Genomic DNA, 14697 nt, shown 5'->3' on the forward strand with positions numbered 1-14697 from the left:
AAAAGCACTCCCGCCCGAGCGCCGCGCCGGCAAGAGCGCCCTTCCCGCCTGGTGGCAGAAGTCCCGGCCCGGCCGATAATGCCGGACAATGCCGGGCCATCCGGGATAACCCCCGGACCTCGACCCTCTTCCGGTATCAAACCCCTGTAATCCCCCGTCAGAACCACCCGTAACGACACACAAGCCGACCCGCCGGGGGCGCTGCCCCCGGACCCCCGGGGTATTTCGGCCAAGAAGAAGGGGGTGCTAGCTCAGGGCCTGGAACTCGACCCGGCGGTTCTCGGCGGCGCGGGGATTGGCGCTGTCGAACAGGAACCGCTTGCCCAGGCCCATGGCTTCCAGGCGGGCCGGGTCGATGCCGCATTCGTTGACGAAATAGCGCTGCACCTCCTGGGCGCGCAGGATCGAGAGCCGCTCGTTATAGGCGTCGCTGCCGACGGCATCGGTATGGCCGACGATCCGGAAGCGGGCGATGTCGCTGGCCTTCATCACGCGGCAGAGCTGTTCGAGGCGCGGTTTCTGGTCGGGCGAGAGGGCGGCGGAGTCGAAGGCGAATTCGATCCGGACATTGACCTGGAGATCGGGGGCCAGCTGGCCGAAGACCACAGGCGTCGGTGCGGCGGGCGGTGCGGGCACCAGCGGGCGCAGCTCGGGCGGGGCAAGCCCCACCGTGCCGGTGGAGCCGACGCTGACGCCCTCGCCGCCTTCGGGCGGGGCGGCGGGGGAAGGCTCGGCCGCGGCGGCGGTGGTCGGGCCCTGCACGTCGTCGACGGTGACGAGCGTCAGGCCGCGGGTGCGGCCCATGCCGCTTTCCTCGGCGGCGCGGAACGCGTCGCGCTGGGTTTCGAAGATCCGCAGCAGGTCGGAATCGCTGATCTCCTGCGCGGTTGCGGGTGCCGCCCATCCGACCGCGACGCCCAGTGCCAGTCCAAGCAGTCCGCGCATGATCCTCCCCCCGAGAAATCCGTTCAGATGCGGGGCAGTCTACGGTATCCTCGGGTTGCGATCAATTCGCGAGCGGAACGGGGAGCGGCATGGCTGACCGGACAGGGCTGCGCGCGGGCGGAGGGGGGCGATGAGCGCGCCGACGACGCGGGTGCCGGGGCGGGTGCCGGTGCCGGGGCTGGACATGCCGCGGCCGGTGGGCGCGGGGCTGACCCATCGCGGGCGGGTGCGCGAGCGCAACGAGGATGCGATCCTGACCGATCCCGACGGGGGCGAATTATGGGCCGTGGCCGACGGGATGGGCGGGCATGCGGCGGGCGATGTCGCCTCGGACATGGTGATCGACGCGCTGGCGGGCCTGCCGGACGAGGCGGCGCCGGTCGCGGGGATGATCGGGCGGCTGGAGGCGGCGAATGCCGCGATCGGCGCGCGGGCGCTGGCCGAGGGGCGCGGGCAGATGGGCGCGACGGTCGTGGCGGCGATGATCCGCGCCGCGGTCGCGCATCTGGTCTGGGCCGGGGACAGCCGCGGCTATCTGCTGCGCGGCGGGCATCTGCGGCTGCTGACCCGCGATCATACGCTGGTGCAGGACCTGGTGGAGCGTGGCGCGCTGGGGGCGGAGGAGGCGGAACACCATCCCGAATCGCATGTCGTCACCCGCGCGGTGGGGATGGGGGCGGGCTTTGCGGCGGAGAGCCTGTCGGTGCCGGTGGTGCCGGGGGACCGGCTGCTTCTGTGCAGCGACGGGCTGCCGCGCTGTGTCAGCGAGCAGGCGATCGCCGCGATCCTGCTGGGCGCCGGTTCGCCCGACGATGCCTGCCGGGCGCTGGTCGCGGCGGCGCTGGAGGCGGGTGCGCCGGACAATGTGTCGGTGATCGTGGTCGGGATCGAGGAGGGCTGAACCCGTGCGGGAAGGCGCGCTGATCGGGCCGATCATCATCGCCATCGGGCTGGTCGTCGCGGCGGTCAGTTTCGCGCTGGTCGGTGCGCTGCTGGAGCGCGCCGATCCGGCGGCCGAGCTGCGGCTGGGCCGCGCCGAGGACCGGCTGGCCGAGGCCGAGGCCGAGATCGCGCGCCAGGGGGCGGCGCTGCGCGAGGCGCGGGCCGATCTGGCGCGGCTGCGCGACGAGATGTCGTTGATGGCGGGGCGCGCGCCCGTGGCTGGGCCGGGGTCGGCGCCCGGGGCCGGGGTGCCGGTGCTGCCCTCGCATGACGACGATCCGCCCGAGACCGAGGAACTGACCGAGGTGATGCAACTGGCGCGGGCGCGGTTCAATATCGGCATCACCCAGCCCAACAACCGGGTGATGCTGGAGCTTCTGGGCAATCCGCGCGCGAGCTATTCGCAGGACTGCCAGCCGGTCACCGATCCGCGGCTGCGCGCGCTGCTGGAGACCCGCCGGATCGGGCCGATCACGGTGACGATGATCCGGCCCGCGCTCGACTCGCTGGAACGGGTGCTGGACCGGCTGGCCGAGACCGATCCCGACATCCATGCCAAGCTGGGCACCGCCGGGGCGCTGTGCGCGCGCAACATAAGGGGGTCGAGCACGGCGATCTCGAACCATAGCTGGGGCACCGCGATCGACCTGACGCTGGAGGGGATGCTGGACGCCTTTGCCGATGGCGGCACGCAGTTCGGGCTGCTGATCCTGGCGGAATATTTCAACGACGAGGGCTGGTTCTGGGGGGCGACCTACAGCCGCGAGGATTCGATGCATTTCGAGGTGGGCGCCGAGACGCTGCGCCGCTGGCTGGACGAGGGGCAACTGGACGGCTGATGGCGGGGCGCACCGATACCGGGGGGCTTGCGCGGCTGGCGGTGCCGGTGCTGGATTTCCTGGACGCGATGGCGGGGCGCGCGGGGCGCGAGGCGGCGCTGCTGGCCGAGGCGCGGGCGCGGCTTGACCGGTTCGAGGCGGCGGCGCTGGCCGAGGGGGTGCCGGTGCAGGCGATCCGGCCAGCGCGCTACGCGCTGGCGGTGCTGATCGACCAGCGCGCGCGCAGCCTGCCGGGGCTGTCGGTGCGGCGCTGGTCGGCGCTGGCGGGGCGGCAATTGTTCGACGGGCGCGACATCTCGCTGGACCGGGTGCGGGGCTTTCGCGACACCGCGCGCGGGCAGGGGCCGGAATTTGCCGATCTCGCGGGGTTTCTGGACGGGCTGCTGGACCGGGCCGAGGCGGCGCGGCGGGGCGCGGGGCGGCGGCGGTCGGGCTGGGCAGGCCGGGCGGTCGGGGGTGTTCTGGCGCTGGGGCTGGCGCTGGGGGGCTATGCGCTGGCGCTGGACTATCGCTTTCACGCCGATCTGGCCCGCGGCTTTCAGGACGAGGCGCTGGCGATCGGTCTGGACCGGGCGGATATCGGTGCCGATCTGGGCGCGCGGCTGGACCGGATGGCGGCGGCGGTGGCACGCGTCGAGGCCGCCGCGCGGGGGGCGCCGCTGCGCCTTGGGCCGTTCGACGCGGCGGGGCGGGCGCGGGCGGACTATGCCGGGGCGGTCGCGCGGCATCTGCCGGGCGCGATGGCGGCGGCGGTGGCCGAGGCGCTGGCGGGCGAGGGCGAGGGGCTCGCGCTCTACGACACGCTGCGGGCCTGGTCGATCCTGACGGGCGAGGCAGAGTGGAGCGGGGCCTATCTGGCGGGCTGGCTGGCGGCGCGCGGGGCGGACGATCCGGCGCTGGCTGCATTGGTGGCGCATGTGCCCGCGCTGACCGGCCCGCCCGCCGCGCTGCCCGCGCAGGATCCCGAACTGCTGGCGCAGGCCCGGCTGTTCGCCCGCGAGGCCGGGGAGGCGGAGCGCGCCTGGCTGGAATTGCGCCGCTCCGACGGGGCGGCGGCGCTGGAGTCCTGGCGGGCGGAGGCGGCGGTGCCGGGGCTGGCCGAGGTGGTGATGCGCCGGTCGGGGCAGGCGATGGAGGCGCCGTTGCCGGGGCTGTTCACCGCGGCGGGCTGGGACTGGGCGCGCGATTATGGCGCGGGTCTGGCGGTGCAGACGGCGCGGACGGTGGCGCCCGACCTGCTGGGCGTGGTTCCGCCGCAGGTCAATGCCGCGCCCGACCGGGTGATGGATGTGCTGCATGACCAGACGCTGGCCCATTGGCAGGGTTACCTGGCCGATCTGCGGGTGCGGCCCTTTGGCGACCGCGATGCCTCGGTGCGGATCTCGGGGCTGCTGGCGGCACCCGGTTCGCCGCTGGCCCGCCTGATCCGCGAGGTCTGGGCGCAGGCGGGCGGCGCGGACCGGCGGCGCGGGCATGCGCGGCAATTGCGGCTGGCCACCGTGTTCGGCCCGGCGATCCAGTATGTCGAGGCGGGCAAGATGGCCGAGATCGCGGCGCTGTTCGCCGCGCTGAACGTGGCGCTGGGCGCGATGGGCGAGGGCGACGAGGCGGCGGCGGAACGGCTGATGAGCGTGCAGGACCGCGCGGCCTCGGTCGAGGCGCTGAAGACCGCGCCGCTGGTCGTGGTGCAGATCGTCGAGGATGTGCTGGCGCAGACCTCGGCGGCGCATGCCGACATCCTGACCAACCCGGTGACGCGGCGCTGGCAGGTCGCCGTTCTGCCGCTGTGCAAGCGCACCGTCGAGGGGCGCTATCCCTTTGCCGAGGGCGCGCCCGCCGACCTGGCCGATTTCACCGATCTGTTCGGGCCGCAGGGCGCGTTGCAGGCGTTCTTTGCCAGCACGCTGGCGCCCTATCTGGATACCAATGCGCAGCCCTGGCGCTGGAAGCCCGAGGCGCGGCTGGCGGGGCTGTCGCCGGAAAGTGCCGCGTTCTTCGAGCAGGCGCTGGGGGCGGCGGGCGGGTTCTTCGATGCCGAGGGGCGGTTCGGCGCGGCGCTGACGCTGACGACGCTGGCCGAGCGGGGGCAGGCGGTGATGGCGGTGGGCGGGCAGGGCGTGCCGCTGTCGGCCGAGGCCGGGGCCGAGCGGCTTGTCTGGCCGGGGCCGGTGCCCGAGGCCGGGGCCGAGATCGGCTTTCGCGGCGAGGGTGGCGCGGTTGCGCTGGCCGAACCGGGCGCCTGGGGGCTGATCCGGCTGCTGGACGGGGTGCGGCTGCGCCGCCGCGACGAGGGGCGGCGGTTTCTTGTCGATTTCCGCAGCGCGACCGGGCGCATTTTCGTCGAGATCGGCTTCGAGGCGGCGCTGAACCCGGTCTCGGTGCGCCCGCTGCTGCGCGGGCTGAGCTGTCCGACGACGCTGTAGCGCGGCGCCGAAAACCCGCCCAAGGCCGCCCGCCCGCGCTATACTGGCCCCGACGGGTCGCCAGAGGGGGGCAGGAGCCATGTTCGAGGACCGCCATTTCGCCGTCAGGACGCCGCTGGACGAGGATATCCTGCGCTTTGCCTATCTGGAGGGGCAGGACGAGATCTCGGCCCCGTTCCTTTACCGCGTTGGGCTGATCAGCCCGGATATGGAGGTCGCGGCGGCCGATCTGCTGGGGCGTCCATTCGCGGTGCGGGTCGGCGGGCAGGGCGAGGAACCGCGCTGGTTCCACGGGCTGGCCGCCGGGTTCCGGATGGACCGGATGCAGGACGGTTTCGCGCTGTACGAGGTCGTGCTGCGGCCCTGGCTGTGGTTCCTGGGCAATCGCAGCGACAACCGCATCTTTCAGAACATGAGCGTGGTCGAGATCGTCGAGGAGGTGTTCGGGGCCTACCCGTCCGCGTCCTTTGAAAAGCGGCTTCAGGGCAGCTATGCGCCGCGGGAATATTGCGTGCAATATGGCGAGAGCGATCTCGACTTCGTCCAGCGCCTGCTGGAAGACGAGGGGATATTCCATTTCTTCGAGCATGAGGAAGGCGGCCACCGGCTGATCCTGAGCGATGCCAATGCAAGCCTGAAGGCGGCGGGGGGGCTGGAGGAGGTGGCGTTCGAGCCCGATGCCTTCGTCAGCTTTCACGATGGCGACTACATCACCCGCTGGCAGCCCTGCACCTCGGTCGTGACGGGGAAATATGTCCAGACCGATTACGATTTCGAGAAACCCTCTGCCGATCTGGCCACCCGGGCCGACGACCCGCGCGGGCACGAGATCGACGATGGCGAGCGGTATCACTACCCGGGCGGCTATGTGCAGGTGTCGGCGGGCGACAGGCGCAGCCGCATCAGGCTGGAGGAAGTGCAGGCGCCCGCCCGCCGGGCCGAGGCGACAACGACCGCGCCCGCGCTCAAGTCGGGGGCGAAGTTCAAGCTGACGGGGTTCCCGCGCGAGGCCGAGAATGACGCCTACATGATCCTGCGGGCCGAATACACGCTGCGCGAGGAACAGTATCGCTCCGGCCAGCGCACCGAGCGTCTGCCGCAGGGCTATGAGGCGCGGCTGGTGCTGGCGCCCGTCGCGCTGCCCTTCCGGCCCGAGCGGCGCGCCCGCTGGCCGGTGATGAAGGGGCCGCAGACCGCGACCGTGGTGGGGCCTGCGGGGGCCGAGATCTTCACCGACAAGTATTCGCGGGTGAAGGTGCAGTTCCACTGGGACCGGCTGGGCGGGCGCGACGAGAATTCGTCCTGTTTCGTGCGGGTCAGTTCCGCCTGGGCGGGGGCGGGCTGGGGCTTCATCCAGATCCCGCGGATCGGGCAGGAGGTGATCGTCGATTTCCTGGAGGGCGACCCGGACCGGCCGCTGATCACGGGCCGGGTCTACAATGCCGAGCAGATGCCGCCCTATGGGCTGCCCGGCAACGAGACGCAATCGGGCTGGAAGTCGATGTCCTCGCCCGGCGGGGGGGGCTGGAACGAGCTGCGCTTCGAGGACCGGAAAGGGTCCGAGGAGGTCTATTTCCAGGCCGAGAAGGACCATACCGAACTGGTCAAGAACGACGAGACGCGCACCATCGGCCATGACTGGGTCGAGGATGTGGGCCATGACGCGACGCAAAGCGTGGGCCATGACCGCACGGAATCGGTGGGCAACGACAAGTCGACAAGCGTGGGCAACAACCGCGTGGTCAGGATCGGGGTGAATGACGACGAAAGCGTGGGGTCGAACCGCAGCCTGACGGTGGGGGCGAACGAGACGATCTCGGTCGGGTCGAACGCGTCCGAGACGATCGGCGTGAACCACAGCCAGGCAGTGGGCGGGTCGCAGAGCATCGAGGTGGGCGGCGCGCGCAGCGATACCGTGGGCGGGTCCGAGACGCGGACCGTCGGCGGGGCGCAGACCCAGACCGTGGGCGCCACGCGCACGGTCACGGTGGGGGGCGCGCAATCGCATCAGGTGGGCGCTGCGGATACCTGGACCATCGGCGGCGGCCGGACGACCACCATCGGCGGGGCGGACGCGACCACGGTGGGCGGCAACCAGACGCTTGCGGTCGGCGGATCGCGCGGGACCGAGGTGGCGGGCGACGAGTCGCTGAAGGTCGGGGGCGCGATGGTGGCGAATGTCGGCTCGACCCTGTTCGTCGAGGCGGGCGACAAGATCACGCTGAAATGCGGGGGCGCGAGTCTCGTGCTGGAAAGCGGCGGCAAGATCACGCTGAAGGGCACGGATATCCTGCTGGACGGCTCTGGCAAGATCAATGTCAAGGCGGGCGGCGACGTGACGATCAAGGGCAGCAAGATCAACCAGAACTGACCGGGCCGAAGATCCGGGCAAGGGCCTCGTCCGGGCTGTCGGGCAGGCCGGGTCTGTCGGCGGTCCAGAGGCCGGGGGCGGGGTCGGTGCCGGGGATGGGCGCGGGCAGGGCGGCGATCAGCGCGTCGGGGTCGAGCATGCCTTCGGTGGCGGCAAGGGCGGCGGGCAGGGCGGCGGTGCACCAATGTTCGGCCGCCGCGCGGTCCAGCCCGGGCAGGTGGCAGCAGGCCAGCGGAAAGGCCCGCCCCGCGCGGTCGGACGAGGGCAGGATCAGCGCGGTCAGGCTGGTCCCGTTCAGGATCAGAGTGGCCCGGAGCCCCGCCGCGGGCCAGCTATCCGGCGCGCGGGCGTGGCGGGCGAGGTGGGCGGTCAGCCAGCGGTCGAGCGGCGCGCGCAGCCCCGGCGGCAGGCCGCGGGCGACGAAATCGCCCAGCCCGGGCAGCTTGCCGAACAGCGCGGTGGCGGGGGGCATGCCTCAGAATCCGTCGGGGCAGGAAAAGCCGCCGAAAAGCCCCAGGTCGAAGGGGTTGTCCACGCTGCCCGCGCGCAGGTCGAACCGCGCCGAGAAGCCGCCGCGGCCCAGCGTCAGGCGGAACAGTTCCGGCAACTCGGTCGGTTGCAGGCTGTTGGAGCGCAAAAGCCGCAGGAACGCCCAGGCCCCGGTTTCCGAGGTGATCACCTCGGACGAGCCGTCGACCGGCGTGAAGGAGAGCGAGACCAGGTTGGTGCCGTCCGGCCCGGGCCAGGTCATCGGCATCGGGCGTGCGGCCGCGTTGAAATAGGCCAGCACCTGCCCGTCCACGTTCAGCGTCACGCGCGAGGCATTGGCCGAGAGATCCTTGGGTTCCAGCGAAAAGGCGATGACCGGCCCCGCGCCGCCGGGAAACAGCCCGTCGCGGATCGCGCGGGCGCGCTCGAACGGCACGAGACGGTCATCGGTCAGCCCGAAATCCGCCCGCCAGCGCCAGGGCCGGGCGGTGCTGTCGACATAGGCGGCCAGATGCGTGGTGGTGAAGCTGTCGATCAGCCCGCCGGGGCCGAACAGGCGGGCGAAATCGGCGATGTTGACGTCGATCCGGCTGGCGCTGTCGAACGGGTAGCGCCCGGCGGTGGCGGCGCGGCAGAAGGACAGCACATCCGCCCGCCAGCGCGCGTTGAGTTGCGCCAGCACCGCGTCGCGGGTGACGGCGATGGCATCGCCCGCGATCCCGGCGATCCAGTCGTCCACCGGGTCGGGCAGGATCGCGGCCTCGTTGGCGATGGCGCCGGTCAGTTGCGGCAGCCCGCCGCGGGCCAGCAGCGCGGCCTCGGGGTCGGGGCTGGCGGCGACGGTCTGCAATTCGTTCGATAGCGCGCTCAGCGCGGCGATGGCGGGGTCGAGGCTGGGGGGCTGGCCCGCGAGTTCCTCGATGGTGCCGCGGATCGGGGTGAAATGGTCGGCAACCGGCGTGCCGGGCGGCGGCGCGTCGGGGGCGAGGGCGGCAATCTCGGAGACGGTCTTGACGGTTTTCGAGGCCAGCCGCCCGACCTTGCCCAGCGTCTTTTCCGCAACCCGCATCGCGCCCGCGGGCATGGCGGCCCCCGGTTCGGGCGGCCGGGTCAGGTAGGTTTCGGCCACGATGGCGCGCAGCAGCCGCCTGAGCGCGCTGTCGGCGCTGGAGAGATCCCTGAGATTGTTGCGCGCGACGGCCAGATCGGTGATCGGCGCAAGCCGCAGGTCGCGCAGCACCTCGTCCCAGGTGGCGATGAAATCCTCGTAGTAGAGCTTGAGGATATCGCCCTCCAGCGTGGCGACCGAGGCGCCCGCGCTTTCCGGGCAGCCGCCCGCGAACACCGCCCGGTCAAGTGCGGCCTGCGCCGCGGCCTCGGGGACCAGCGGCAGCACCGCCTCGTGAAAACCCCGATAGGTGAAGGCGCCGGGCAGGCCGATGCGCAGCGTGCGTTCCGACAGCCGGGTGAAGACACGCGCGCCGTTGGGGCCGGCATGTTCGGCCGGGATCCAGTCGGGCAGGCCCGCGACCTCGGGCGCCTCCATCAGCGCGCGATAGGCGCGGGTGGCCAGCGGGATGGTGCAGACGCTTTCCAGCGCGGCGGAGATCAGCGCGGGATCGGGGGCGATCCGGTCCTCCTCGCCGGCCATGCGGTCCAGCGCGTCAAGCTGATAGGTCCGCGCGATGTTGGTGGGGAAGGGGTCCAGCGGCGCCTCGGCGGGCAGCGCTTGCTGCCACCAGGCGCGGGCGAACTCGGTATTGTAGGGGGCAAGCCCGGTCATCATCTGGTAGACCTTGAGCGCGCCCAGCGTGTAATCGGGATCGCGCACCTTCTTCCACATTGTCGCTTCGAGCAGCGCGACCATGCGCGGTTCCAGGACGTTGCGCAGCGCGCGTTCATAGGCGATGCGCTGGGCGCGGTCGATCTCGGCCGCGGCGGAGGGGCCAAGCGCGGTCAGCACCCCGCGCGGCACGCGGGTTTCGGCATCGGCCACCTCGTCCACCGCGTCGAGCGCCAGTTCCAGGTCCAGCGGTTCGGTCGGCGCCTGCCGCGCGGCGACATTCGCCAGCCGCGATTGCAGCAGCGTCAATTGCCGCTCCTGGTCCGCGATCCCGCCCGAGTAGCGCAGGAAGGAGAACAGGAAAAGTGCTGCGGCCAGCACCGTGACAAGGCCCGCGCCCGCCAGCGTGCCGCGGAAGATCCAGGCGCGGCGTTCCTCGGCGCGGGGGTCGAAGGTGCCAAGCCCCGCCTCGGGGAAGATCAGCCGGGCCATCATGTCGTGCAGGAAATAGCTGCGCGTCTCGCGATGCGCCCGCGGTTCGGGCCGGGTGGCGAGCAGGCCGAAGCGTGCGGCAAGGCTGCCGACCAGCAGATCGACCGGGCTGCCCTCCTGCGTGGCGGAGGTCAGGTAGAAGCCGCGCAGCCAGGCGCTGTCCTCGTAGCGGCTTTCGCCGAAGACGGTGTCGATCAGCGCCTTCATCGGGCCGGTCAGCGCCTCGATCTGGGCGGGAAAGCGGAAGACCTCGCCCCGTGTGGCCAGCGGGCGGTCCTCGGCGATGCGGGGGACGACGCGCTTTTCGATCTCGGCGACAAGGGCGGTCATCTCGCGCGCGACGCTCACGCCATCGACCCGCGCCTCGGTGCCCAGGGTGGCGCCCCAGACCTGTTCGCGCCCGCGCGTGGACAGATCGGCGAAGAAGGGTTCGAAGCCGGGGATCAGGTCGGCCTTGGTGATCATCAGATAAACCGGCAGGCGCATCTGGAGCCGGTCGTAAAGCTCGGCCAGACGTTTGCGGATCTCGCGGCCATGGGCGCGCAGCGCGGCCTCGTCGCCGGTCAGTTCCAGCACCGAGAGCGTGACGATCACCCCGTTCAGCGCGCGCCGCCCGCGATGGCGTTTCAGAAGGTCGAGAAAGCCGCGCCATTCGGCGGCGTCGGTCGCGGGGTCGCTGGCCTGTTCGGTATAGCGGCCCGCGGTGTCGATCAGCACCGCGTCCTCGGTGAAGAACCAGTCGCAATTGCGCGTGCCGCCCATGCCGCGCAGGTCGTCGCCCAGTTCGATGGGGAAATTCAGCCCCGACTGGCGCAGCGCCGTGGTCTTGCCGGTGCCGGGCGGGCCGATGATGACATACCACGGCATGTCGCGCAGGAACTTGCGTCCGCCCAGCCTGGAGCGTTTCATCCGTTCGAGGATGGCCTGGAACTTCTCGCCCATCTCGGCCAGATTCTCGGCCCCCGGCACGGGCGGCGGGGCATCTTTCGGCTGGGCCAGTTCGGTGACGAAGACGCGGTTGGCGCGGGCGGCGCGGATCTGGCGCAGCAGTTGCGAGACCAGCCAGAAGATCACGATCAGCCCGATGGTGACGATCCGCGCCAGCTCGCCCGCCAGCGGCGCGGCCTCGCCCAGGCGGATCAGGGGGCCGTAGATCCAGATCAGTGCGCAGAGCAGCACGATCCCGATCAGCGTCCAGAAGAGCCGCGAGATCAGGAAGCCGAAGACCGCCTTGAGCCTGCCCATGGATCAGACCTTCTTCTCGATATGGATTTCCACCCGGCGGTTGCGCGCCCGGCCCTCGCGCGTGGCGTTGTCGGCGATGGGCTGGGTGGCGGCGCGGCCCTCATGGGCGACAAGGCCGGGGGGCACGCCGCGGGCGATCAGCAGATCGGCGATGGTGCGCGCGCGGGCCTCGGACAGGCCCTGGTTCGAGGCGAAGGGGTTGGTGCGCTGCACCGGCACGCTGTCGGTATGGCCGACGACGCGCACGCCGCCGATCACGTCGAGATTGTCGACGATCACCTGTGCGATGGCGGCGATCAGGGGGGCGTAGACCTCGTTGATCTCGGCGCGGGCCGAGCGGAAAAGCTCGGGGTCGGGGGATTGCAGGGCAAGGATCGCGAGCGAGACATCCTCGCGCCCGGTCAGCGCGCCCAGCGCGTCGGGGGGGGCTGCCCCGGCAAAGAGCGGCAGCAGTTCCATCACCACGGGTTCGGCGATCAGCGCCGGGGTTTCCGGTACGGCGGTTTCGCGCAGGGGCCGGTAGATCCCCGCGCGTTCGGGCGGGGGCAGGACCGAGGCCAGCGTGAACAACTGCTCGCCCCGCGACGACAGCCGCATCGACAGCCCGGCATAGATCAGCGTGATCGCCGCCAGCGCGACCAGCGCGATCGACCACAGCGGCACGCGGAAGCGCGGCGCCTCGTCGGCGGCGGCCACGCCCTGCCAATGCGGCGACAGCGCCCGGTCGGCATCGTCGGGGCGGCGCAGCACGCGGGCCATCGCGCCGCGCATCTGCGCCAGCGCCCCGTCGCCCGCGGGGCCGGTGACCCGGTGCTTGCCGCGAAAGCCCAGCCCGAGGCAGAGAAAGGCCAGTTCCAGCATGTCGGGGTCGCGTTCGGAATAGCGCAGCAGATCCTCGGCCCGCTCGAAGAACCGCGTCCCGGCATCGACATCGCCCGAGAGCGAGACGACAAGCGGTTCGCGCGGCCAGTCGGAATGCCCGCCCCAGGGGGTGTTCAGCGCGACATCGTCCAGAAGGGCGGCGACGAACCATGCCGCCTGATCGGCGCGCGAGAGCGGCACGCCCTCGCCCACCGCCGCGTCGCGGGCATGGATCAGGTTGTCCAGAAGCCGCGCGCGCAGGGTTTCGGGGTTCTCGGGCGCCATGGCGCGTTCCAGTTCCGGGGCAAGTCCCAGAAGGGCGGCAAAGGCGTTCACCAGCGGGTTGGCCGAGGCGCGCAATTGCTGCACCCGCGGCGCGGGTTCGCCCGCCGTTCCGGGCCGGGCGGCCATGGTGGCGGGGCCGCGGGCCTGGCGCGCGGGGCGGATGCGGGTGCGGCCCGCGTCGTCGTCCAGCCCGAAGGGATCGTCGCGTGTCATCGCCTCACCTGCTGACCGCGTAGCAGTCGATTTCGGGTTCGCTGGCCAAGTCGCCCGAGACCCCGATCACGAAGCCCGCGGCGTCGGCCAGTTGCGCCCAATGGTCGGAATGGCGGTCCAGCTCCAGGCAGAGCCGGTCGCCGTCATAGGGTATCTCGCGGGGTTGCGAATGCAGCGGTTTCAGCGGGATGCCGGGCAGCCGCGATTTCCAGAGCGTGTCGAACTCGTCCGCGGCGCCCACGGTCGTCTGGTTGACGAAGATCTGGCGCAGCTTTTCGTCGGACATGTCGGAGCCTACGCGAACCACGATGCGCGAGCCGTTCACAAGCTCGGGATTGCCCAGCCGCACGGTCCAGACATTGCGCGAATGCTTGCGCACCTCCAGCGGGCGGGCGCGGATCTCGACATGGCGCAGCGACAGGATCAGCGAGCGCAGCGTGTCGGCCAGCGCCTCGAAGGCGGGCTGGGGGTCCATGTGGTCATAGGCGGGCAGCGCGGACAGGCTGCGCGAATTCGATCCGAAGGTGGCCATCCGTCCGGCCAGCCCGGCCAGTTCGAGGAAGAATTCCGACGGGTGGAACAGATCCTGGGCCAGCATATGCGCGATCCGGGGCCGCGCGGTGTTGGCGAGTTCCAGGATCAGCAGGTTCTCGACCGAGGCCCCGCTGCCCCCCATCAGAAGCTTGCCATGCGCCTCGGCGATGCGTTCCAGACCGGTCGCGATTTCCTGGGCGAAGCGGGCATACCAGGGCGCGGCGGCGGTGATGAGCGCGGGGGGCAGGTGGCCCTCGTCCAGCGCGACGGCGCCATCGGCCTTGAGCCCGTCGATCCGGCAGATCGGCAGGGTGGCAAAGCCCGTCTCGTCCTGGCCGGGCAGCAGGAGGCGGGGTTGCAGATGGGCGATCTCGATCTCCTCGGGCTCGGCGCCGTTCAGCACGGTGTCGCGGATCTCGACCAGCGCGCCGCGATAGCGCGCGCCGGCGGGGTCGGCATGATGCGGCTCGATCGTGGCCGCGCCGCTGCGTTCCAGCGGCACGGCGATGCGCACCAGCCCGGCTTGCGTGTCGGCGGCGATGGCCACCGGTTCGGGCGCGGGCATCGTTTCGGGCAGCGAAAAGGGCGTGCCGTCGGGCAGGATGCCCTGGGCCGCCTCGATCCCGACGCGGCCCGCCCCCAGCGCGGCGCGGTCCAGCACCAGCCGCCCGAAACCCCAGCTCTGGTGGCGTGCCGCGCCCAGCGCGCCGCGCAGCAGTGCCTCGGTCCAGCGGTCCTGTTGCTGGAAATGCTGGGTGCGAAGGAACAGACCCTCCGACCAGACGACCCTGTTGCCCTCTCCCATTCCGCCGCCCTCAGACCGATGTCAGGCTGATGCCGCCCGGGCCGACGCTGACGACAAGCCCCATATTGCCCGAGGCGGGGGCGGGCATCTTGGCGCGGAAGACCTTGCCGCCCGGGTCGCGATAGCCCGCAACCACGCCGATCACGGCCGTCCCGGTTTCCAGCCCGATCACCCGCGTTGCCGCGGCGCCCGGGCTCAGCACGATCTGGTCGGCCTTGACCAGATCGCCGCCAAGGGCGGTCTGCGGGGTCTGGAGCGCGAAGAAATCCGCCCCGTCGAAGGCCGCCGCGCCGCGCAGTTGCAGGATGCTGAGCGTGAGCGGCCGGTCGGCCCCGTCGGGTCCGGGGTTCATTCCGGCCGTGCCCTGTGCGCTGACCGTCAGCGCCCCCGGCCCGGGGGTGCAGCCCGCGAGCAGCAGCGCCGCGCCGGTCCCTGCCAGCAATACCCGTCTGTCGATCCGTGTCATGGTC

The 14697-nt window shown here is 71.6% G+C and carries 10 protein-coding genes; 4 read left to right on the top strand and 6 right to left on the bottom strand.

Annotated elements, in window-relative coordinates; all coding sequences use genetic code 11:
* Positions 1 to 246 precede the first annotated feature (246 nt).
* Positions 247 to 945, bottom strand: a complete 699-nt coding sequence (locus EV216_RS03395; RefSeq protein WP_243641952.1) for an OmpA family protein — start codon at positions 943 to 945, stop codon at positions 247 to 249.
* A gap of 130 nt (positions 946 to 1075) precedes the next feature.
* On the opposite strand from EV216_RS03395, the gene EV216_RS03400 reads away from it, so the two are divergent.
* The 4 genes from EV216_RS03400 to EV216_RS03415 all read left to right on the top strand — a co-directional run bounded on the left by EV216_RS03400 (position 1076) and on the right by EV216_RS03415 (position 7520).
* Positions 1076 to 1846: a PP2C family protein-serine/threonine phosphatase gene (locus EV216_RS03400; protein WP_132693664.1), complete on the top strand. Its 771-nt coding sequence runs from the start codon at positions 1076 to 1078 to the stop codon at positions 1844 to 1846.
* A gap of 4 nt (positions 1847 to 1850) precedes the next feature.
* Positions 1851 to 2726 (top strand): M15 family metallopeptidase, encoded by an 876-nt coding sequence (locus EV216_RS03405; protein WP_132693665.1) that lies wholly within the window; start codon positions 1851 to 1853, stop codon positions 2724 to 2726.
* Entirely contained in the window at positions 2726 to 5149 is a 2424-nt protein-coding gene (locus EV216_RS03410; RefSeq protein ID WP_132693666.1) for an ImcF-related family protein, read from the top strand. Before EV216_RS03405 ends, EV216_RS03410 begins: the two co-directional genes overlap by 1 nt.
* Before the next feature lie 79 nt (positions 5150 to 5228).
* Positions 5229 to 7520: a type VI secretion system Vgr family protein gene (locus tag EV216_RS03415; protein WP_132693667.1), complete on the top strand. Its 2292-nt coding sequence runs from the start codon at positions 5229 to 5231 to the stop codon at positions 7518 to 7520.
* On the opposite strand, the gene tagF is transcribed toward EV216_RS03415, so the two are convergent.
* Genes tagF through tssJ form a run of 5 tightly spaced genes read right to left on the bottom strand, consistent with a single transcriptional unit; the run spans position 7507 to position 14693 of the window.
* Complete coding sequence (gene tagF, locus EV216_RS03420; protein WP_132693668.1) at positions 7507 to 7992, bottom strand: type VI secretion system-associated protein TagF; 486 nt, start codon at positions 7990 to 7992, stop codon at positions 7507 to 7509. The genes EV216_RS03415 and tagF overlap by 14 nt on opposite strands.
* 3 nt (positions 7993 to 7995) lie before the next feature.
* Positions 7996 to 11529 (bottom strand): type VI secretion system membrane subunit TssM, encoded by a 3534-nt coding sequence (gene tssM, locus EV216_RS03425; protein ID WP_132693669.1) that lies wholly within the window; start codon positions 11527 to 11529, stop codon positions 7996 to 7998.
* A 3-nt stretch (positions 11530 to 11532) separates the two neighbouring features.
* Positions 11533 to 12888: a type IVB secretion system protein IcmH/DotU gene (icmH, locus tag EV216_RS03430; RefSeq protein ID WP_132693670.1), complete on the bottom strand. Its 1356-nt coding sequence runs from the start codon at positions 12886 to 12888 to the stop codon at positions 11533 to 11535.
* A gap of 4 nt (positions 12889 to 12892) precedes the next feature.
* Complete coding sequence (tssK, locus tag EV216_RS03435; RefSeq protein WP_132693671.1) at positions 12893 to 14227, bottom strand: type VI secretion system baseplate subunit TssK; 1335 nt, start codon at positions 14225 to 14227, stop codon at positions 12893 to 12895.
* A gap of 10 nt (positions 14228 to 14237) precedes the next feature.
* Positions 14238 to 14693 carry a type VI secretion system lipoprotein TssJ gene (gene tssJ, locus EV216_RS03440; RefSeq protein WP_132693672.1) on the bottom strand — a complete coding sequence of 152 codons (456 nt, stop codon included), beginning with the start codon at positions 14691 to 14693 and terminating at the stop codon, positions 14238 to 14240.
* Positions 14694 to 14697: the final 4 nt, after the last annotated feature.

This window comes from Rhodovulum steppense, from assembly GCF_004339675.1.
GTDB classification, from domain to species: domain Bacteria; phylum Pseudomonadota; class Alphaproteobacteria; order Rhodobacterales; family Rhodobacteraceae; genus Rhodovulum; species Rhodovulum steppense.